A 22008-nucleotide genomic window follows, 5' to 3' on the forward strand; every position below is an offset into this window, starting at 1 on the left:
GAGTTCCCTATGTCAGTATTTAAACGCAGTATCCAGTTGAAGGTGTTAACTGGTTTTTTTATTTTGACAGCCATTATTGTTAGTTTGATCGCCGCTATTCTTACGATGTCAGAGCAGAGTCAAAAGCTGGCAAATGGTAAGGTAGTTGTTCACGGGTTAAACGATACAATCAAAACCATTCAGCGCAGTAGCAGTACTTATTTATCGAATGCTGCTCGAGATTACGAGAGCTATTTTCGAGATGTCGAAGTTTACTATCGGGTATTACTTAAAGACATTGATGTTGTTACCGCTAAAGTAGAAAGGTTATCTGAGTTAAAAGCCTTGGTAGAAGAGCTGGCTGGCAGTCGTATGACACTGATTGATAAAGCTGAGTTTGATAATTTATCATCGACCATTGCAGAGACTGAAACCCAATGGGCTAGCTTTAAACAATCTATTTTTGAAGAGTTTGGTGATAATGCCGATGAGCCTCGATTGGAGTGGGGAGCTCGATACATAAACAATCAATCACCTGATATGGTGGCTCAATTTGAGAATATGGTGATTCAGTTTGATAGTATCGCCAATCGTCAAACCAAAGTGTCTGCCATGGTAGGGCAGTTTACCGTGGCGATTGTGATTACTTTTACTTTGTTATTTGCATCCTGGTTTTATTATCAGGTTATCCGTCCTCTGGTGGTTACTCAAAAAGCCTTTATGCGCGTGGCTGATGGAGACTTCGGACATCAGGTACCCACTCAACGCATTGATGAGTTAGGCCAGCTAACCGAGTCTTTCAATCAAATGTCGGCTCGCTCGGAGCTCGTGCTTAATATTCTTACTCGATTGCAAAATGCCACATCGGTGGCGGATGCTGTCGACAGTTTGTATCAAAGTGCTCACTCTTATCTCGCCTGTGATGTGATTATTTATGCCGAAAAAAATGCGAAAGAAACGGCGTTTAACTTTGTACAACTATCGCCCAAACAGTCTTTTAAAAATCTTTATAAGATAACGATCCCAACAGGAGTGGGTAATCAACGAGATTTGTTTTTAAATCAAATTAATAGTGGCGAACTGGTCTATGCTAATCACATTGCCAGTTATGTGAATGAGCATGTGGATGCGACTCTGTTAAAGGCCTTGATTGATCGTTACCCGTTGAAGTCGGCAATGGTTCAACCGCTTAATAAGGGAGATTGGCAGTCGCTGCTGATATTTGCCAGCTACAGCGAAAATCAATTTAATCAACGTCACATTGAGCTACTGACGCAATTGCAGCCAGTTATGGAAGAGCGTCTGTCGGTGATCAGTCTGGCCAGTAAACCACAGGTGGAGGCAGCCTGATAATAAGATAGATTTCTCTGTTTGCGCACGTCAGTATTTCACTTTGTGATGATGGCGTGCGCAACCCTTCTTTTTCTGTGCTTTTCGGCAAGTTTGAGTATGTATTAGTATGTTTTCGAGGCTTCGGGCTGACCGCGTCGTAGCCAACTTTGACACTTTTTTAACCTGATGTAACTTTTTTACATATCAATAAGACACAGCCTCAACAAATACGATAGAATAGCGCAACTTTTCACCATCAAGTTGAGGACTTTGTGAATGAGCATGTTGCATGATGCTTCTTCTATCGCCGAATACGATCCCGAGATTTGGCAATCCATCGAAAATGAGCGCCAGCGTCAGGAAGAGCATATCGAACTGATCGCTTCTGAGAACTATACTAGCGCGCGCGTTATGGCAGCTCAGGGCTCTGTGTTAACCAATAAATATGCTGAAGGATATCCTCATAAACGCTACTACGGTGGTTGTGAATATGTGGATGTGGCAGAAGATATCGCTATTCAGCGAATCAAAGAGTTATTTGGTGCCGACTACGCTAATGTACAGCCTCACTCCGGCTCGCAGGCAAACGCTGCGGTTTACATGGCCTTGTTGAAGCCCGGCGACACCGTATTGGGTATGAGCTTGTCGGACGGTGGTCACCTGACTCACGGTTCACCGGTTAACTTCTCTGGCAAAATCTATAACTCAGTTCAGTATCCGGTTAACGAAGAAGGTTACATCGACTACGACCAGGTTGAGCAGTTGGCAATTGAGCATAAACCTCAGATGATTCTGGCGGGTTTCTCGGCCTATTCTCGTGTGGTTGATTGGGCGCGTTTCCGTGAGATCGCTGATAAAGTAGGTGCCTACTTTATGGTTGATATGGCTCACGTTGCGGGTTTGATCGCAGCTGGACTTTATCCTAACCCAGTACCTCATGCTGATGTTGTGACTTCAACAACTCATAAAACCTTGGCGGGTCCTCGTGGCGGTATTATATTGGCGCGCAGCAACCCTGAGTTAGAAAAGAAATTTAATTCTGCGGTTTTCCCTGGTGGCCAGGGTGGTCCTCTGATGCATGTTATCGCTGCTAAAGCCGTTGCTTTTAAAGAAGCCTTAGGTGACTCTTTTAAAGAAACTCAAAAGCAGGTGGTTGCAAATTCTCGTGCCATGGTAGACGTGATCATGGAACGCGGTTATAAAATAGTCTCTGGCGGTACTGATAACCATCTGTTCTTGATGGACTTAATCGACAAAGACATCACCGGTAAAGACGCTGAAGCTGCATTAGGCAAAGCGAACATCACGGTGAACAAAAACACAGTACCTAACGAGCCTCGTTCGCCCTTTGTGACCAGTGGATTGCGTATGGGTACGCCTGCGGTGACGACGCGTGGTTTCAAAGAAGACGAAGTGAAGCAATTAGCGAGCTGGATCTGCGATATTCTTGACGATATCGAAAACGAAGCGGTGATTGCAGAAGTGAAAGACAAGGTCAAAGAGCTAACGGCTCGATTCCCTGTTTATAAGTAATCGCCTCTGGTGTAGGATGACACCATCTTTGGCGTCGGCTCAATTTACTGCCTGGTTGTTCGCAAACAGAACAACAAGCAGTCATTGGGCCGTTGCTTTATTGGGCCTAATGGCCAGGTTATATGTTAATAAGTTTATGAGGTGAAGCATGCATTGTCCTTTTTGTTCACACCCCGATACCAAAGTCATCGACTCTCGCTTGGTAGCGGATGGAGGACAAGTTCGCAGGCGTAGAGAATGCTCTGCCTGTGGTGAGCGCTTTACTACTTTCGAGACCGCTGAGTTGGTCTTGCCTCGATTGGTCAAAAGTGATGGTTCGCGCCAACCTTTTGATGAAGAAAAAATGCGTGCCGGTGTTATGCGTGCAGTAGAGAAACGTCCGGTGAGTGTTGAATCTCTCGAAGAAGCCATCAACAAAATCAAGTCTAAATTGCGTGCAACGGGTGAACGTGAAGTCCCCTCATCCATGGTGGGTGAGTTGGTGATGAATGCATTACGTGATCTGGACGATGTCGCTTATGTTCGCTTTGCTTCTGTTTATCGTCGTTTTCAGGATGTAAACGCATTCCGCGAAGAAATCGACAAGCTGGAATCACAAAGCACTTAAGCTTGAACTGTGTTCGGCGAGAGCGTGTTCTCGCCATTAATTATTTTGACTAATCGATACCCCAAGTTATTCAAAGTGCTTCTAGGCGACTAATAGCCCTACACTTTAATAAAGACGACGGGTATATTTCCCATCTTTTTGAGGTAACTCATGCCTTTTGATACTGATGACTGTCAACACATGGCTCGTGCTTTGCGTTTGGCTGAGCGCGGTTACTTATTAGCGCGCCCTAATCCGCGAGTGGGCTGTATCATCGTTAATCAAGGTAAGGTTGTGGGCGAAGGTTATCATCAGCGATTTGGTGAAGGCCATGCCGAAGTGAATGCCCTTGCCGAGGCGGGTGAGCAAGCCAAAGGAGCGACATGCTATGTGACGCTGGAGCCTTGTGCTCATCAGGGTAAAACCGGAGCCTGCGCCAAAGCCTTGATCCAGGCTGGCGTTAAACGTGTGGTTGCTGCCATGCGCGATCCCAATCCTAAGGTGGACGGCGGCGGTTTTGCTCTATTGCAGCAAGCTGGCATACAGGTTGAGTCGGGGCTAATGGAAGCGGATGCGCGCGCCATCAATCCCGGATTTATTTCTCGTATGACTCAACAACGTCCGTATGTGCGTTGCAAATTGGCAATGAGTCTGGACGGTCGCACTGCCATGGCCAGTGGCGAGAGCTTGTGGATTACAGGAGCCGCTGCTCGTTCTGATGTACAAAAACTGCGCGCCCGACATGATGGCATTATTACTGGGCTCGGAACCTTAACCCATGATAATCCATCACTGAATGTTCGCTTTGAACAATATCCTGAAGAGGTTTCTGACTCGACACAACAAGCATTCCGACAGCCAGTTCGAATTTTGGCCGATCGTGATGCCAAAGCCGATCTGTCACAGCAGTTTTTTGCTATTCGCTCACCTATCTGGTGGGTGGGTCATAACCACTATGACGCAGAGCTGCCTGAACATATTGAGCGCAGAGTTTTTTCTCAGCAGGAAAACTGGTTGCAAGATTTACTCACTGAATGCGCGCGTCACGAAATGAATGAAGTCTTAATTGAAGCGGGCGCTGAACTCGCTGGTGCTTTTGTGCAGCAAGGGCTCGTTGATGAACTGGTGGTTTACATGGCGCCCAAGCTAATGGGCAGTGATGCGCGACCATTAGTTCATTGGCCGTTAGAAACCATGTCTCAAGCACAAACGCTGGTATTAACTGACATGCGCCAGCTAGGTAGTGATATGCGCCTAACTTATCGGTTATCTACTGATTAGATTGTCATCAACTCACGAAATAATGAGGTTATATGTTTACTGGTATCATTGAAGCGGTTGGTCAAATTCAGGCCATCGAAGAGCGTGGTGGTGATCGCCGCTACACCATTGGCACGGGCAAGCTTGATATGAGTGATGTTGCTTTGGGCGACAGCATAGCCTGCAATGGGGTTTGTTTAACCGTGATTGAATTTGGCCAGGATTATTTTAAAGCCGATGTTTCTGGAGAAACTCTGGAACTTACCGGGTTTGATCGCTACGCCAATCAAGCGCCACTGAATCTGGAAAAAGCTCTCACGCCGACCAAGCGCCTTGGAGGTCATCTGGTCAGTGGGCATGTTGATGGTATTGGTAAAGTAATGCATCGTTGGCAAGATGCGCGCTCTGTTCGTTTTGTGATTAAAGCGCCTGATGAGTTGGCCCGCTACATTGCGCACAAAGGTTCGATTTGTATTGATGGCATCAGCTTAACGGTTAATAAGGTCATGGACACAGAGTTTGAACTCAATATTGTGCCTCATACCCTGCAAGAAACCATCATGGAGAATTACGCCGAAGGTACTTTGGTTAATCTGGAAGTCGACCAGATTGCCCGTTACCTGGAGCGTTTACTGCAATTCTCTGGTGAGCAATCAGCGGACGGCATTACCTTGGACAAACTGGCCCAATATGGCTTTATGAAATAGGTTTTGGTCGAAATTGACCCCTTATAGGTAATTTATTGGGCGTAATTGCAGCCAAAAGCACTTAACAGTCACGCTTTTGAGAGCGCCCTGATATAATAGCTATCAGCAACATCATTGAGTGCAGGTATTTTATGGCTCTTAGCAGCATTTCAGAAATAATTGAAGACATCCGTCAGGGCAAAATGGTCATCTTGATGGATGATGAAGATCGCGAAAACGAAGGCGATCTGATCATGGCTTCGACCATGGTACGACCCGAAGATATTAATTTTATGGCGCGCTATGGGCGCGGTCTTATCTGCCTCACTCTAACCCGTGAGCGCTGTGAACAGCTCAATCTGTCGTTGATGGTTAACAACAACGGTGCCAAATACGCAACGGCATTTACGACTTCTATTGAAGCAGCCGAAGGTGTCACAACAGGTATTTCTGCAGCTGATCGAGCTCGCACAGTGCAAGCCGCTGTCGCTTCAGATGCGAAACCGTCTGATATTGTGCAGCCTGGTCATATCTTCCCATTAATGGCGCAGCCTGGTGGCGTACTTAATCGTGCTGGTCATACTGAAGCCGGTTGTGATCTGGCTCGTCTGGCGGGATTAGAAGCTTCTTCTGTGATTGTTGAAATCTTAAACGAAGATGGCACTATGGCCCGTCGTCCTGATCTGGAAGTGTTTGCCAAAGAGCATGGCATCAAAATGGGCACCATTGCCGATTTGATCCAGTATCGCACCATGAACGAGAAAACCGTAGCCAAGGTGAGTGAGTGCCATTGGCCGACGTTACATGGTGACTTCCGTCTCCATACTTTCCAGGACAACATTGATGGCAAGTTACATTTTGCCATCGTCAAAGGTAACCCTAAGCCGGATCAACCCACCTTGGTTCGAGTTCACGTTACTGACAATCTAGCTGACTTGCTGGAGCAGCAACGCGGTGACCGTTCTAGTTGGTCGCTTAATCGTGCTATCGAGCGTATAGCTCAAGAGGGCGAAGGGGTTGTCGTTGTACTTGCCAATGAAGAACCTACCGAATCCTTAATTGCTCGCATCAAGCGCTTTGCCGACGAAGACGAAGGCATTGAGTCGCCTAAAATGGCACCCAGTGATGCGTTACGTAAAGTCGGTGTTGGCTCGCAAATTTTGGCTGAGTTAGATGTTCATAAACTACGCTTACTTAGCCCTGAGAAAAAATATCACGCCCTGTCCGGTTTTAATCTGGAAGTGGTTGAATACATAGAAGATAACGAATAAGCAGGAATAAAGAACATGCAAACATTCGAAGGCCAGTTAGTGGCTTCTGACAAAAATGCTAAATTTGCTATTTTGGTAGCACGTTTTAACAGCTTCATCGTAGAAAGCCTGCTAGAAGGCGCGATTGATACCTTAAAGCGTCACGGTGTTGATGAAAGCCAAATTGAGATCTTCCGCGTTCCTGGCGCTTTCGAAATGCCCATCGCTGCTCAACGCATTGCGGCAAAAAAAGATCATCAAGCAATTATTGCATTAGGCGCAGTGATTCGTGGCGGTACGCCACACTTTGATTATGTTGCGGGTGAGTGCACCAAGGGCTTAGCTCAAGTGTCACTCAACTTTGATGTACCTGTTTCGTTTGGTGTATTAACCGTTGATTCTATCGAACAAGCGATTGAGCGTGCGGGCACCAAAGCTGGCAACAAAGGCGGCGAAGCAGCCGTTACGGCGCTAGAAATGGTTAACTTGTTTGACGCAATTGGTTAAAACATGACTATTAAACCTTCTCTCAGACGTAAGGCCCGCTACTACGCAGTACAGGGCGTTTACGAATTTCAAATGTCGGGCAATCCTTTGCTCGACATCGAAACTCAATTTTTGGAATTAGTAAATCCCAAAAAAACAGACATTGAGTATTTTCGCGAGTTACTCAAAGGTACTCTCACGTCTCTGGCCACTCTGGATGAGAAAATTGCCCCTCATCTAGATCGTACCCTGGATGAGGTCGATCCCGTTGAGCGTTCTATTTTAAGGATCGCAACATGGGAACTTTCTGAGCGCATGGATGTCCCTTACCGGGTAGTTATTAATGAAGCATTGGAATTGGCAAAAATTTTTGGCGCAGAAGATGGTCACAAATATGTCAATGGTGTGCTGGATAATTTGGCCAAAGAACTGAGACCTTTAGAAGTTCGCTAAATAGAGTTATCTATGTCAGTTTCGGAATTTAATATTATCGAGCAATTTTTTGTTCGAAAAGAGGGAGATCGTCGCGATGTGGTTTTAGGCATCGGCGACGATTGTGCATTACTGAATGTACCTTCCGATCAGTGTCTTGCTGTTTCTATGGATACCTTGAATGAAGGTATCCATTTTTTATCGGGCACTGCGCCTGCGGATATTGCGCACAAAGCCATCGCTGTTAACTTAAGTGATTTAGCGGCAATGGGTGCTGAGCCTGCGTGGGTGTCTTTGTCTTTGTCGATGCCTACAGCAGAGTTAGGATGGTTACAGTCTTTCAGCGATACCTTTCATGAGTTATTGCATCACTATGGTTTACAGGTCATCGGTGGCGACACCACTCGAGGACCCTTAGCGATTACCTTGCAGGTTCATGGTTTTGTGCCAGAAGGTGTGGCACTCAAACGCAGTGGCGCTAAAGCGGGCGATCTGGTGTGTGTCACTGGCACACTAGGTGACGCGGCTTTAGGATTGCTCATTGCTGAGCATCGATTGGCGGCTCAAGGTGAAGTGCGTGATCACTTGCTAACCCGTTATTACCGACCGGAGCCTAGAGTGGCTGCGGGGATTGCACTGCGAGTCGGCGCATCGGCAGCAATTGATGTATCTGATGGCCTGGTGGCTGATTTAGGTCATATCTGTAAAGCGAGTGAAGTTGGTGCTGTGATCAATGCAGATGACATTCCACTCTCTGAAGCGGCAACCAGTGTGACGACTCATGAACGAGCTCTGGATTGTGCACTGACCGGTGGCGATGATTACGAGCTATGCTTCACGGTTTCGGAAGACAATTACCGAAAAGTACAGTCTGCCCTCGAATCTGTAGGTGTTGCTTGTTATGCTGTTGGGCGTATCTCCGGTAAAAGCGGCGTACGTATTTTGAAAGACGGCGAGCCGTTAGAACTTAATAAATCTGGTTTTGATCACTTTGCATCCTGATGAATGATTTGCCGTTAACAAAAAAACAAATACTACTGCACCCGGTCTATTGTTTAGCCTTTGGCTTTGGCTCGGGTTTCGCACCTAAAGCGCCTGGAACTGTGGGGACGCTACTGGCAATTCCTTTATACATAGCTTTGGCGAGTCTGCCATTTGCTGTTTATGTGGTAGCTACCATTGTGGCAATGGGAGTGGGCATCTATCTCTGCGGTGAAACAGCTCGCGCGATACATAAACACGACCATCCCGGTATTGTGTGGGACGAGTTTGTGGGCTTCTGGATCGCCATGATGGCATTGCCTGCTAATGACTGGCGTGCCATAGTATTAGGATTCGCCTTGTTCCGATTATTTGATATCGCCAAGCCTTGGCCCGTCAGTATTGCGGATAAAAAGGTTAAAGGCGGGTTAGGAATCATGCTGGATGATATTCTGGCGGGTGTTTTGGCAGCGATAATAGGTGGTTTATTGTGGCACTTAGGTTTGCAGTATGGTGTTTTATAGTCGGTAGCTTTTTTAGCTCACTGGTTTTCGCCAATGAGTTATCTATTGATGTAGTCGGCCTTTTTAAGAACACTGCTATTGTTAAGATCAACGGCCAGCAACGCATTCTAAAAGTCGGCAAAACCTCACCAGAAGGTGTCACTCTTATTAAAGCCGACAGCCGCAAGGCGGTGATCCAATGGGGCGGCAAAAAACACACTCTGGCCCTGTCTTCGACTTCTTCTTTAAGCTCCGCTGGTTTTGCGGCGGATACCAATAAAGGCCAGGATAAAGTATTGCAACTGATCCGTCAGGGTGACGGGATGTTCCGTGCCAAAGGATTGATTAACGGCGTTTCGGTTAACTTTTTGGTGGATACGGGAGCCACGGTGATCGCGATGAATCACTCTGTGGCTAATCGAGTTCGCATTCCTTATCGTACCCAAGGTCGGTTAACCAAGGTAGAAACAGCCTCAGGCATTACTGATGCTTATAAAGTGAATCTGGCGACGGTGCGCGTGGGTGATATTGAACTGAAAAATGTGGAAGCCGTAGTGATCGTCGGCGCTCAGCCCAGTAGTGTTTTGTTAGGTATGTCATTCTTAAGCCGACTGCAGATGAAGCAGGAAGGTACGCGGTTAACCTTGTCGCGGTATTGAGTTTTTTGTATCTAGGATTTTTTTAACAGACGATTGGTCTGCTATTAATGGAGATTTTGAGAGTATCTCTCGCTGTTTATTTTTTATTCCAAAAAACTCTTTAAATGTAACTTTATATTGATAAAAGCGATTAAGTTGGGTATCATTTCGCCACTTTTATTGAGGCTATTAAGATACTAGGCTCAAATCCTCACGGAATGAAAGCAAGACACGGCTAAGGTTAGCCAAAGAAATATTAATAATATCAAATAATTAGAAACTTTTTTTGGAGCAGGTAGATTGTCTGCTTTGAAGACAGGTTTTTGTTTTCAGGTGTTGGTTGTACTTTCTGACAGAGAATATCGGCAGGTCACATTGCTGTGGATTTCGGTTCAGAAAGCGAAGACTTGAGAAGGTAAATATAGCCAAAGTATTTCGAGGTGCAGGTAGGCGGCCAGCAAGCGAGTCCCCTGAGCTTAGATAGACTAAGTGATTGGGGTGAGCGCGCGCAGCCAACACCGCTGCATCTTGAAAGGCGACGGGTATAACAGATGTCTCCACCTTTTGACTGTGGCAGACACTTAAAAATTTCTCAGTTGAATGATTGCCAGAAGGGCCTTAAGCACTTTATTGGCGTACAGATATACACGAATTTTTAGATAGCTCAGCCAGGACCTCATTTTAGGTGCTGGACGATTCAACATTGACTCAGGAATGATTTGAATGAAGCGATTATTAGGTTCATCGATAGCACTGACTTTAAGTGTCTTTTCTTTTTCGACCGCACAGGCGGTCACGAATCCGACGTTCCCCTGGTACAGTACGACTCACAATGAAGTGACTGGCGATTTTAATGGGGATGGAAAGTCCGACAGTTTCATTCAAGCCAAAGCACGAGGCGCGACCTCAGGGTTAATGCCCACCAGCACCAGTGAAGACATCACTTCACCTATCTATATCAATTGGACATCCACTCACCCACAAATCACCAATATCGAAGACTGGAGTGCAGAGAGCTATCAGGCCTATGCCTCTAACTTGAATGCGAATCCTGGTGATGAGCTGTTGTTGCTAGGACAACAGCAGTTTGTGTTCTTACACGGTGACATCATTACGCCTATTGCTATTGCGCCGAATGTTCCGAATGCGATTGTGTCCTGGGATGTGAGTGGGAATGCTTCTTATACTGAATTCCAGATGGATGATTCACTTACAAATCCTCGTGTGGTATTTGGTGATGTTGATGGTGACGGCCACAATGAAATGTTATTACAAGGCGAAGGTGATAATGCGCCAGCCACTTTGTTGGACAGTAACGGCTCGTTACTACAAAACTTTGCTAGTGGCTATCTTGGTTTAGATTGGTCTACCTCTTCATCTATCTTATTCCTGGATGTGAACGGTGATGGCCGTGATGATATGGTTATCACCAATAATCAGGCGTCTTACACGTTATTAGCGGGCGTCGGTGGTCAGTTCGTTGAAATCCGTACAGACGACGCTTCAACAGAAATTGCACCAGCCATTCACGTTGAGCCTATTCCTGCAAGAGACATCACATCCGATGCTGTTGGTATTACAACGGGTCAGTTCCGAGTCGATGAGTCGGGTAATGCTACTTATCAATTACCTATTTACACTCCTAAGGGCGTGGGCGCTATCGCACCTTCTTTAGCTCTGGCTTACAACTCTGGTGGCGGTAATAGTCATGTTGGTGTTGGTTGGAGTATTTCTGGCGTATCTTCCATTTCTCGTTGCGGTCAAAGTAAGTTAATCGATGGATACGATAAATCCGTAACTCTTTCTTATGATGATCGCTTCTGTTTGGACGGTCAGCGTTTGGTGTTGGTCAGAGGTGAATACGGTAAGTCCGATTCTGAATACCGAACAGTAACAGAGTCTCATACTAAAGTTATTGCAAAAGGACAAGCAGGTGCCGGACCAGATTACTTTGAAGTGTGGCTTAAAGATGGTAGTTACAACCGATATGGTGCGACGTCTGACTCTCAGTTTTTAGCGAATAAAAATGGTGTTGTTGCACAAGAAGTTTTGGCTTGGGCACAAACGTATAGTGAAGACCGCTTTAGCAACCGTATTAGTTATGAATATACCGAGTATGAGTCAGAAGGCGAGTTCCATATCAATAAAGTGAGTTATGGTCCTAACGTTGTTATTCAGTTTAATTTCGATACGACTCGTGATGATTACAATGTTGGTTATGCTCTGGGTGGTAAGACTCGACTGAGAGACATTTTGAATAATATCACCGTATCTGATGGTGGTGTAGAAGTTCGAAAGTACACTCTGAGCTACGGTAACTATGCGGATAACATTAGCCGGTTGCAATCTATAACCGAAAGTAAAGATGGTGTAAATCTTAAGCCGCTCACTTTTACTTGGAAAGTTGCTGATAAAGGCATCATTGCCGACACGCTTTCCCATAATGGAATTGAATTTAAGTCAGGCATTTACATCAATTTGGATAGTGACCCAACACCAGAATGGTTGCATATAAATGGTGAAGAAGTTGCTTGGATAGATCCAAGCACTGGTGAGCCACAGAGCTCATTTGGTAGTCCGCAGTCAGATTGGGTTCGAGGTTCTTTCCTTGCAATTAGTGAGTTTGATGGTGAGCAATATAAGCAGGTATGTCAGGGATATGTAGAAGGTGACATTCATGCCGATCATACTTTTGCTAACTTCGATATTAACGGAGATGGCGTTGATGAAGCCCTATTAACTACGCCAACAGAATTAATAGCAGTATTTTTTGAGAACGGATGTCTGAAATCAGACTTTAGTCAGAGAACCTTAAAGTTATCTGATATTGATAGCGATAGCAAAAACTGGTTCTTAGGTGACATTAATGGCGATGCATTACCTGATTTAGTATATAAGCGTAATGACCGTTCTTATGTTCGTTATCATTTAGGTGCGAATGTAACAGAGGGTAAGTATTTTTCTGATGAGTTCGCTGTTGAGTTTGAAACGACTACAGTTCAAACAAGCTTTGGTGGTATTCAAGATGACATTTTTGATTACCACATCGTTGTTGACACCGAGCATTCTGTGGTAGCTGACTTCAATCGTGATGGTCGTATTGATTTAGTTGCAAAAGTAACTCGAATGAGACGAGTAAGTGATGATTGGTGTGCTGCTCACCTAGGTGCAAAAATTTGTCGAGAGCCTAGGATAACAGAATCTGACTACTTTTGGGTTGCTTATACATCAGAAGGTAGTCATAAGTTTAAAGATGTTGTGAATCTTGGCCAGCTTGGAATTAACGTTCTTAATGATAAAGATTTTCAGGTGGCTGATGTCAACCTTGATGGAATATCTGATATTTATTATAAGGGCAGTGGAGGCTACTGGGTATATCGTATTTTTACTGGTAAAGAAATGTTGCCAGAGCAGTCAACACTCGTTGATAAAAATGACCCAATTTGGTTCCTGGATTTAGACCAAGATGGTTTAAACGAAGTTTACTTTGTTCATGATGAATATTTGAAGTATCGAGAGTTTAATCGTGACGGTGAGCTGGTTGATGTGATTCATAACTCCATGATGCGTGGAAGTATTGGCCAACATATTTCCCCTGTTGACCTAAACAGTGATGGAGATCTTGACTTTATCTCTGTAGTTATTGATGAGCATACTACCTATACAAACTTCGACAACTATGCTTCGTTTAACAAAACACCATTTGAAGTGGCAAACCGTATTACGGAAGTCACGACAGGCATGGGTAACAAAACCAAGATTACTTATAAGGCGTTGAATGATCCAAGCCAGCCTAACTTATATCAAGGCACTAACGGTTGGAACATGCGCCAAGGCCATGTGACTTATCAGTTTGATGGCCCTCAGTATGTGGTTCAAAAAGTAGAAAGCTCAGCACCTGCTCACAATGATGCCAGCAATATGAATGGCATTGAATATCGCTACGGTCAGGTTCGTACTCAACCACGCGGTCGAGGCGCTTTAGGCTTTGAGTGGTTGGAGACGCGTGATTTGCAAACCAGTGTCATTACCCGTACAACTTATAGTCAGGATTATCCTTACATTGGCAGTCCATTAAAGTCTGAAGTTTGGTATGGTGAGCAGACCGACAATCGCTTAATGAGTCGTGCAGAAAATACCTGGAACACTAAAGTCACAGGAAGCTACCTGACAGACAGTGGCGCAAAGAACATCATCCTTCCTTATATGGAAAAAGCGGTTGAAGACAGCTGGTTCTTTAATACAAGCACCTTAGAAAAAGGTGGTTTGACAAAGCAAGCGATTACCGTGAATGAATACAATACCGATGGTGAGTTAACTCAAAGTGATTTGTATGTGTGTGCATCCGGTGTAACTGGCTGTGATACAGGCAGTTGGTTAACCCATAAGCGTACAGTGAATACTTTTGAAACACCGGATACAACGAACTGGATTCTTGGTCGTTTGTCTTCAACCAGTGTGTTGCACGAGCGAGCGGGACAAACTTCTATCACTCGTTCTACCGCGTTTGAGTACGACGATATGACAGGTGCGTTAACTCAAGAAATTATTCAGCCTAACAGCACTGACAAGTCAGAGTATCTGAAAACCGAGTATCGTTACGACAGCTTTGGTAATAAAACTTATGCCCTTATGTGTAGCTATGGGGTGACTTGTTCGACGAACCCTTCCGAGTCGACAAGCGATGCTTACTTCATTCAGCGTGCAGCTCGTACCGACTATGATGTTAATGGTCGTTATGCCACCAAAACCTACAACGGTTATGGTCAGTTGGTTTCAGAAGTTGTAGCGCGTAATGAGTTAGGATTGCCGACTCAGGTGAAGAATGCACAAGGCGTGGTCAGTGAAAGCCGCTACACCACTTTTGGTGATGAATACTTTACTCGTACAGCAACAGGCGGATGGTCGAAGACCACCAAAAGCTGGTGTTCGGTCGAAAGCGACTGCCCAACGGGTGCTGTGATTAAAGTGACCAAAGTGAGTGCGGGTGGTGCGTCCAGCATTACGTATATAGATGCATTAGGTCGTCCATTACGTGCAGCGAATATCCATTTTGATGGTCGTAGCACTTTTGTTGATACACGTTATGACAACAAAGGTCGTGAATACACTACGAGCCAGCCTTACTTCAGTGATGGTACTGCACAGTATTGGTCAACGAATCACTTCGATGTGTTGAACAATGTGGTTCAAATCACGCATGCCGATGGCAGTGTCAGCAAAGTCAACTACTTGGGCCTGGATGGCGGCTTACTGAAAATCGAATCGGTCAATGATAAAGGTCATAAGAAAACCGAATACAAGAATGCGGCAGGTGAGTTGGTTAAGGTTGTCGATAACCTGGGTGGTGAGTTGGATTATGAGTATGGTTCATTAGGTAACTTACGCACGGTAAAGTTTAACGATGTGTTGCAATCGCAAGTGAATTACGATGCCTTGGGTCGTAAGACGTCCATGTTGGACTGGGATAAAGGCGGTCAAAACGATAAAGCTTGGCATTATACCTACAATGCGCAAGGTGCGGTTATTGAGCAGAAAGATGCGAAAGGCCAGATTGTCTCTAACTTCTACGACCGCGAAGGACGCAAAGTAAAGCAAGAAGATAAAGATGCAAACGGTACAATAGTTGGACGTGCTCATTGGACGTTTGATAACAGCACTGTTGTTTCAGGTTCTATAGGTCAATTGACTAAAATTCATGACGACTACTCAAACTATGTAGTTGAGTCGGAGTTTGACGATTACGGTCGAGCGGATTTGGTGAGAACCACCATTGATGATGTGATGTTTATTCAGAGCACCACCTTTGATGAGTATGGTCGTGTGTTCCAGAGCTTTAACACGGCGGGTGGTAACTACGGATTGCGCTACGTTTACAATGAGTATGGTTTTGTAGAGAAAGTGCGTGATGCTCGCGGTGGAGTGAATGCCACCGTGTATCAAACCATCAATGCGATGGATGCCTTTGGCAACGTGGTTAAAGAAACACTGGGCAACGGCTTGGTAACAACACGTACCTACGATGACAAGATGTCACGCTTAACGGGTATTTCTACTGTGAATGCGAATACACAAAGCATTCAGGATTTGGAATACAAGTGGGATTCCATTGGTAATCTGGAGCACCGTAAAGAGCTGAGTGGTGGTAAACAGCTGCAAGAACTCTTCGGCTACGACTCACTTGACCGAGTGACAACCGTTAATGGGGTTGAGAAGTTCCGCTATGATGCCACGGGTAACTTAACCTGGAAGCATGATGTAGGTGACTACCGTTATGACGGTGCGACTTGTGGGAGTGTGAAAGCGGGTATTCACGCTGTGACTCAAGCAGGTAATAACAGCTACTGTTATGACTTAAACGGTAATATGGTCAGTGGTGCTGGTCGTACGGTTGAGTACGCGACCTTTGATAAGCCGAGCCGTATTCAGAAGAGTGGTCATACAACAGACTTTGCTTACTCACCCATGCGCAGTCGATACAAGCGTGTCGATACTAACAGCTCCGGCAAAACAACGACCTATTACTTAGGCGGCACCGAATACATTCAGAAGCCAAACGGTGACAAAGTGTTTCGTCGTCAAGTACCTGGAGCGGTTATTGAAATCAATGGTTCTACAGCGACAACCCACTATGTGTTAAAAGACCATCTAGGCTCCACCGATGTGATTACCAATGCATCCGGTGTGATTGTTCAAGAGAACAGCTTCGATGTGTTTGGTAACAAACGTAACGCGACTACCTGGAGTGGAGAGTTCACTTCGGTTATCTACAGTCCATTAGGTATTACCTCACAAGGTTATACTGGTCATGAGATGTTGGATGAAGTCGGAGTCATTCACATGAATGGCCGTATCTACGATGCGAAGTTGGGCCGCTTTATGCAGGCCGATCCTCATGTAGATGGTGCAACGGATTCGAAAGGCTTTAATCGTTATTCTTATGTGAAGAATAATCCGCTTAAGTACACTGACCCGACGGGGTATAAAGTGAGTGGTGGATTGAAGAATCTTCGCCGTGTGGCAAGGTTTGCTATGGGAGGAGTATTTGGTAATTACTTCTATAATAAGTTTCCTGGTATAGCCAGTACCGTTGGAAGCATTGCAGCTTCAATCGTTGCTGTTGGATGTCCTCCTTGCGGAGCGGCTGCGGCTGCTATGAATGCTGCAAATAATATTGCACTAGGTGGAAATCTCAAAAGTGGAGTGACGTCTGGGGTTCGTAGTTTTGCCACATCTTATATCTCAGCTGAAATTGCCGATGGGATCGGCAATCATCTTGAAGGGATCAACGCTGCGCTGGCACATGGCACATTAAGTGGCACTATGACTGTTTTGAATGGAGGTAAATTTGGTCATGGGTTTGTATCTGCGTTCTTTACTAAGCTTGCTGGAGGCTGGATAAATGATAGTATTGATACGGGTAATGATGGTTTTTCGTGGAAGCGAACCATCGCTGCTGGTGTGACTGGAGGGCTGATTTCTCAGGCGACAGGTGGTAAGTTCACTAATGGGTTTATGACTAATGCTATTCAGTGGGCTTACAATAATGAAGCAGGGAAAGAGACCATTCCTTACAACAAAACCAGAAAGTATGCATTGAAGAGAATTCATGAAGAATTTGTTGAAAAAGATGGATTGTTCCACTTTGATACTGAAGGGACTACTTTGGTTGAGGCGATGAAAGGAAAGCAAAGTATTAGGTTAAAATCAGGGGCTAAGTTAACATTAGATCAATCCAATGTGATTGTTGAGGGAAAGACTGGTTATTATAAACTGTCTGGATCATTAGGTATGGCGAAGTTTAAAGGGTTAGTTGATATTGATACCGGAGAGCTAACATTGACAGATTTTCGCTTGGGAGCTGACTTTAAGTTTAACGAAAAGTTTAAAATTAAGGCCGAATTTAGTATTGTGAGAGCGGTTCGGTCATTCTTTACTGCAACTGCTACAATGTTCGAGTCAAGTGTTTATCATAGTGATGTAGCTAGAACAATTAGAAACAAAAACTATGAAACTTACAATGCTGATAGGAAGGATTAAAGTGTATAGAATACTATTGGGGAGTTTCCTTTTATTTTGCTCCTATATTGAAGCTATTGAATTCTCTCATGAAGTTGAGAAGATAAAGTTTAAGGGGTTTTCTATATGCCCTTTAAGCTTGCCAAGTAAATCAGAGCTAATAGATGAGGGGGAGTCCATTGTATCTGTGTTACAAGTTAAGTGTAATGGTGGACTCTTAAGTCTAAGAGAAAGAAGTGAGCAAGATGGGCTTTTTATTGAAAAAGAGTTTGTTTATGCTCATCCCCTTATCGTTTTGACTAAGGGTTTTAAGCAAGTAGGAAAGTTGCATACATTGATGATGAGTAGTCGATTAACTTATATCAGTGTTAAATCTTGCGGTGGTGGTTGTTATGATATTTATGAGCAGTGGGATCATAGTCAGAATAGTAATGGTAGGAGATCAGGTTATAAGTTTGAAGTGAAACGAAAAATAAGTCTGGTAGAAAAAGAAGGGAATATTCTCGTGAAAGAGTATAGTAGTCATTTAGATACTACATTTAATAGTCAATACGACACTAATAAAGGATGGTACAGTGAAAAGGAAGTTAACTTGGGAAATAAAAAATACTTCTGGCAGAAAAAATAAAGGACACTCATTTTTCAGTTTGACAAGCTAATTGAGATGAAAGAGCGTTGAAGCTCGTCAGGAAGATGAGCTTTTTTCTTATTAATAAAAAGTTTTTTCGATAACCGTTCTCATGCATAAAGGCTTAGCGTACTTAAAAAGTGCTATAGTTTAAATACTCCTCAACAAGCTGCTTGTTAGAATTATTGGATATCAATATGTCAAACTATATAGATAGGAGAGATAAAGGACACCCATCTTTCAGTTTGACAAGTCTAACCAGATAAAATACTGATGAAGCCCGTCAGGAAGACGAGCTTCTTAGACTTATTAATTAAAAGGATATTATAAATGACCCGTGCACGAAAGGAACTCGTGTGTTCAGAAACGACTTCGTATTACCATTGTATTTCCCGTTGTGTCAGGCGCGCATTTCTATGTGGGGAGGATACTCTCACTGGAAGAAACTATGAACACCGAAAGCAATGGGTAGTAGACAGGCTTGCTGAGTTGTCGAAAGTGTTCTCAATTGAAATAGCTGCTTATGCGGTTATGTCGAATCATTATCATCTTGTTGTACGCTTAAACGATGAAGGTTCAGTTGATTGGGATGAGCAAGAGGTCATTCATCGATGGCGTCAGTTGTTTTCTATACCAGTCATAGTCGAACGATACTTAGCAGGAGTCGCTACTGTTGCAGAGCAGACTAAAGCCCTGGAGCTTATTGGAAACTGGAAAGGAAGGCTCTGTTCGCTATCTTGGTATATGCGTTGTTTGAATGAACACTTGGCTCGTCGTGCCAATAAAGAAGATGAGTGTACAGGTCGTTTCTGGGAGGGCCGTTTTAAAACCATTGGGCTGTTGGATGAAGCCGCTGTGTTAACGTGTATGGCCTATGTACATATCAATTAGCTGGTAGTCAATATAATTAACCACACACTCCCTTTTTAACCTTTATGATCTCCCAAAACTACCTTTATGACACTTTATGTCAAAAACTTATATCTAGTACGTAAATACTACTTGCCTAGCTGGTCATACCATTAATATAATCTCGCCCCGTGATATTGACCAAGGAGGTTAATTATCACGATATTTATTGCGGATTAATGGATTGCTATTGGCCTATGGATAAAGGCATCAAAAGAGTATTTAAGATACACAATGGATTGCTAATGGCACATGGATAAAGGCTCAATTATTGACCGCTGTTTATACATTTAGAGCCGCACAGGTTCGCTAACAGACATTTAAAATAGGAAAGTCGCTTAATGGATAATTTAGAAAATGTACAAATCGAAATGGAAGAACTAGGAAGGGATTTAGGTCACGAGCGTTACGACAACCGAATCAAAAAAGCACAAAAGAAAGGAGCCGAAGACGAAACACTATATGGGCGTAAAAAAATCGCCGAAGAATTACCCGAACTAACAGAAGGCTTCAAAAAAGAGCTCAGAAAGAAGAAAAACTTATCAGTTCCTGTAAAACTGCTTAAGGGTGTTGTTGAGCCTGAAATATTAGCTTTCCTGACCCTTAAAAGAGTCCTATCGACCATCAGCAAAGAGCGCAGCCTAACTTATGTAGGGATGCGGATAGGCGATGCTGTAGAGGATGAAGTTTTATGGTCTGGGCTGTCTAAGAAGGGCCAAAAACATCACCAAAACTTAATAGATAAAGACAAAGGCGCGTCTGAGTGGGAGCGTAAAACCGCCTTACAGTATATCAATGATAGATACGAAGGAGTCCATAAAAGTTGGGACGAAGCAACACAATTAAAAGTAGGTGCGTTCTGTGTTGATGTACTTGAGCAATCGACTAACTGGATTGAAGTGAGAGAAGTAAAAAGCGCTAATAAAAAAAGAAAACAGAAAAGAGTTTTTGCAACTGAATCGATGCGACAGTGGATAGAGAAGAATAAGGACAAATACAGAAACTTGTCCCCTTTGTATCTTCCGATGGTAGTCAAGCCGAAAGACTGGAGTATTCATAACTTAAGGCGTGGTGGCTATCTTACCGATGCTCAAGAAGCCGTACCTTTTGTTAAGCGTAAAATACCAGAGCAGCTTTCGTTGATTTATCACAAAAACCCTAAGCATGTATTTAAAGCGCTGAACATAATTCAATGCACAAAATGGAGAATCCGAAAGTCTGCCTTGAAGCTTCAAAAGATAATGCTTGAGAAAAAATTAACACTGGGCTTGTCTTCCAAAAAGTATATACCTCATGAAGACATCAAGCTAACAGATGACATGAGTTATCTAGAAAAAAAGGAGGTTAAAAAAGTTAATCAGGGATTCATAAGCCAACGAGTAAATCGTTTAACTCACTTAGATATCGCTGAACGATTCCAAAACTTTGATAAGATTTACATGCCCTATCAAGTGGATACTCGTGGCCGTGTTTATGCAGTCCCAACGTTGAATCCTCAAGGACCCGATTACGTTAAAGCCTTACTTGAGTTTTCAGAAGGTAAACCACTGGGGCGACATGGTATGTTTTGGTTAAAGATTCACGCATCGGGCTGCTTTGGCGTCGATAAGGTTAGCTTCTTTGACCGTATCAAATGGGTTGATGACAACCTTGAAGATATCCTTGACTCTGCGGAAGACCCTGAAAATAATCTTTTCTGGACAGGTGCAGACAAGCCATTTTTATTTCAGGCCGTTTGTGAAGAGCTTAAGGGTGCTTTTGAGCAGGGCGATAAGTATCTATCGAGAATGCCAATTGCTTTTGACGGGACATGCTCGGGCTTGCAACATTTAGGTGCAGCTTTTCGTTGCATGTTAACTGCCAAGTCCGTTAACTTATTGCCTCCAGAATCGGTACGCGATGCGCCTCAAGATATCTATCAAGATATCGCTAATGGTCTGCGTGCAGCTCTACTTAATTCTGACGATGAAATGGCAAAACTATGGTTAGCATTCTTTGCGGGAGTCATCTCTAGGAGCATCACCAAGACGCCTGTAATGACGTATCCCTATGGCGCAACCGTTGCAGGTTTTCAAGAGCATATCATGAAAGAAATCGTTAAGCCTGCTTTGAAAGAAGGACTATTAACTTTACCAAAAGGTGATAAATACGGACAGAAAATGGCGCGCTTCCTTGCAGAGCAAATCTACAGTGTGATTGAAAGCACCGTACAAAAAGCAGAGGAAGCTATGAACTGGATGCAGGAAACAGCAAGACTAATCGCGGAGGATAATAAAGCCATCGCCTGGACAACACCGTTGAACTTTCCAGCGTATCAAGTGGCTTATGAAACAGAGTTTAAAAGAATAAATACTCGGTTAACAGGTGGGCGTTGTCAAGTTGGATTCCGTAAACAGCTAAGTGATATTGATGTGGATAAAATGGTCAATGCTATCAGCCCTAACGTTGTTCATTCATTAGATAGCACCCACTTAATGATGACCGTTTTAGAAGCTAACAAAGAGTATGGGTTAAAAGATTTCTGTTTGATACATGATTCTTTTGGAGTTCATGCAGGTGACTCTCAGGAGTTCTTCATACTCATCAGAAAAACATTAATCGACCTTTATAAAGAACCTGTTTATGAAAAGCTGAAAATGGAGCTAGATAGCCAAATGCTTCCTGATACTCAAAAGAAAGCACCGCTCTTACCTGCGTGCGGTGACTTTGATTTGAATGAAGTTAAAGAGGCGTTATACGCATTTAGTTAAACAAGTAACTTAGAGAGGGGCTTAATGGCCCCTTTC

15 protein-coding genes are annotated in these 22008 nt (G+C 44.0%); all 15 read left to right on the forward strand.

All coding sequences use genetic code 11. From position 1 onward, the window contains the following. Positions 1–9: 9 nt before the first annotated feature. A complete protein-coding gene (locus NH399_RS15635; protein WP_253041695.1) occupies positions 10–1329 on the forward strand; it encodes a HAMP domain-containing protein in 1320 nt (439 codons plus the stop codon). A gap of 264 nt (positions 1330–1593) precedes the next feature. Beyond that, positions 1594–2844, forward strand: coding sequence for a serine hydroxymethyltransferase (gene glyA / locus NH399_RS15640; protein WP_253041823.1), 1251 nt, complete (start codon positions 1594–1596; stop codon positions 2842–2844). 148 nt (positions 2845–2992) lie between these two features. Next, positions 2993–3451, forward strand: a complete 459-nt coding sequence (gene nrdR, locus NH399_RS15645) for a transcriptional regulator NrdR (RefSeq protein ID WP_253041697.1) — start codon at positions 2993–2995, stop codon at positions 3449–3451. Positions 3452–3601: 150 nt separating this feature from the next. Further along, on the forward strand, positions 3602–4711 hold the full coding sequence (gene ribD / locus NH399_RS15650; RefSeq protein WP_253041699.1) for a bifunctional diaminohydroxyphosphoribosylaminopyrimidine deaminase/5-amino-6-(5-phosphoribosylamino)uracil reductase RibD: 1110 nt from the start codon (positions 3602–3604) through the stop codon (positions 4709–4711). 32 nt (positions 4712–4743) lie between these two features. Further along, a complete protein-coding gene (locus NH399_RS15655) occupies positions 4744–5397 on the forward strand; it encodes a riboflavin synthase (RefSeq protein WP_253041701.1) in 654 nt (217 codons plus the stop codon). Between the two features lie 131 nt (positions 5398–5528). Next, a complete protein-coding gene (gene ribBA, locus NH399_RS15660; protein WP_253041703.1) occupies positions 5529–6647 on the forward strand; it encodes a bifunctional 3,4-dihydroxy-2-butanone-4-phosphate synthase/GTP cyclohydrolase II in 1119 nt (372 codons plus the stop codon). A gap of 15 nt (positions 6648–6662) precedes the next feature. Continuing rightward, positions 6663–7133 carry a 6,7-dimethyl-8-ribityllumazine synthase gene (gene ribE / locus NH399_RS15665; RefSeq protein WP_253041705.1) on the forward strand — a complete coding sequence of 157 codons (471 nt, stop codon included), beginning with the start codon at positions 6663–6665 and terminating at the stop codon, positions 7131–7133. Positions 7134–7136: 3 nt separating this feature from the next. Further along, entirely contained in the window at positions 7137–7565 is a 429-nt protein-coding gene (nusB, locus tag NH399_RS15670) for a transcription antitermination factor NusB (RefSeq protein WP_253041707.1), read from the forward strand. 12 nt (positions 7566–7577) lie between these two features. Continuing rightward, positions 7578–8546: a thiamine-phosphate kinase gene (thiL, locus tag NH399_RS15675; protein WP_253041709.1), complete on the forward strand. Its 969-nt coding sequence runs from the start codon at positions 7578–7580 to the stop codon at positions 8544–8546. Beyond that, complete coding sequence (locus NH399_RS15680; RefSeq protein ID WP_253041711.1) at positions 8546–9049, forward strand: phosphatidylglycerophosphatase A; 504 nt, start codon at positions 8546–8548, stop codon at positions 9047–9049. The genes thiL and NH399_RS15680 overlap by 1 nt, the downstream gene beginning before the upstream one ends. Continuing rightward, the gene (locus tag NH399_RS25950) at positions 9016–9687 is read left to right on the forward strand and encodes a TIGR02281 family clan AA aspartic protease (RefSeq protein ID WP_253041713.1); all 672 of its coding nucleotides are present in this window, start codon (positions 9016–9018) and stop codon (positions 9685–9687) included. Before NH399_RS15680 ends, NH399_RS25950 begins: the two co-directional genes overlap by 34 nt. A gap of 702 nt (positions 9688–10389) precedes the next feature. Next, positions 10390–17706 (forward strand): FG-GAP-like repeat-containing protein, encoded by a 7317-nt coding sequence (locus NH399_RS15690; RefSeq protein WP_253041715.1) that lies wholly within the window; start codon positions 10390–10392, stop codon positions 17704–17706. Next, complete coding sequence (locus tag NH399_RS15695) at positions 17675–18313, forward strand: hypothetical protein (protein WP_253041717.1); 639 nt, start codon at positions 17675–17677, stop codon at positions 18311–18313. Before NH399_RS15690 ends, NH399_RS15695 begins: the two co-directional genes overlap by 32 nt. A 330-nt stretch (positions 18314–18643) precedes the next feature. Beyond that, positions 18644–19204, forward strand: coding sequence for a transposase (locus NH399_RS15700; protein ID WP_253041719.1), 561 nt, complete (start codon positions 18644–18646; stop codon positions 19202–19204). 359 nt (positions 19205–19563) lie between these two features. Further along, positions 19564–21972 (forward strand): DNA-directed RNA polymerase, encoded by a 2409-nt coding sequence (locus tag NH399_RS15705; RefSeq protein ID WP_253041721.1) that lies wholly within the window; start codon positions 19564–19566, stop codon positions 21970–21972. Positions 21973–22008 lie beyond the last annotated feature (36 nt).

The sequence above is a fragment of the Pleionea sp. CnH1-48 genome, from assembly GCF_024124665.1.
Taxonomy (GTDB): Bacteria; Pseudomonadota; Gammaproteobacteria; order Enterobacterales; family Kangiellaceae; genus JAMXSB01.

Excerpts from the sequence above, each read along its gene's own strand:
- ribBA (WP_253041703.1), top strand. The coding sequence starts at position 5,529 with ATGGCTCTTAGCAGCATTTCAGAAATAATTGAAGACATCCGTCAGGGC.
- ribE (WP_253041705.1), top strand. The coding sequence starts at position 6,663 with ATGCAAACATTCGAAGGCCAGTTAGTGGCTTCTGACAAAAATGCTAAA.
- ribD (WP_253041699.1), top strand. The coding sequence starts at position 3,602 with ATGCCTTTTGATACTGATGACTGTCAACACATGGCTCGTGCTTTGCGT.
- NH399_RS15705 (WP_253041721.1), top strand. The coding sequence starts at position 19,564 with ATGGATAATTTAGAAAATGTACAAATCGAAATGGAAGAACTAGGAAGG.
- nrdR (WP_253041697.1), top strand. The coding sequence starts at position 2,993 with ATGCATTGTCCTTTTTGTTCACACCCCGATACCAAAGTCATCGACTCT.
- NH399_RS15680 (WP_253041711.1), top strand. The coding sequence starts at position 8,546 with ATGAATGATTTGCCGTTAACAAAAAAACAAATACTACTGCACCCGGTC.
- NH399_RS15635 (WP_253041695.1), top strand. The coding sequence starts at position 10 with ATGTCAGTATTTAAACGCAGTATCCAGTTGAAGGTGTTAACTGGTTTT.
- glyA (WP_253041823.1), top strand. The coding sequence starts at position 1,594 with ATGTTGCATGATGCTTCTTCTATCGCCGAATACGATCCCGAGATTTGG.
- nusB (WP_253041707.1), top strand. The coding sequence starts at position 7,137 with ATGACTATTAAACCTTCTCTCAGACGTAAGGCCCGCTACTACGCAGTA.
- NH399_RS15655 (WP_253041701.1), top strand. The coding sequence starts at position 4,744 with ATGTTTACTGGTATCATTGAAGCGGTTGGTCAAATTCAGGCCATCGAA.
- NH399_RS15700 (WP_253041719.1), top strand. The coding sequence starts at position 18,644 with ATGACCCGTGCACGAAAGGAACTCGTGTGTTCAGAAACGACTTCGTAT.
- NH399_RS15690 (WP_253041715.1), top strand. The coding sequence starts at position 10,390 with ATGAAGCGATTATTAGGTTCATCGATAGCACTGACTTTAAGTGTCTTT.
- NH399_RS15695 (WP_253041717.1), top strand. The coding sequence starts at position 17,675 with ATGAAACTTACAATGCTGATAGGAAGGATTAAAGTGTATAGAATACTA.
- thiL (WP_253041709.1), top strand. The coding sequence starts at position 7,578 with ATGTCAGTTTCGGAATTTAATATTATCGAGCAATTTTTTGTTCGAAAA.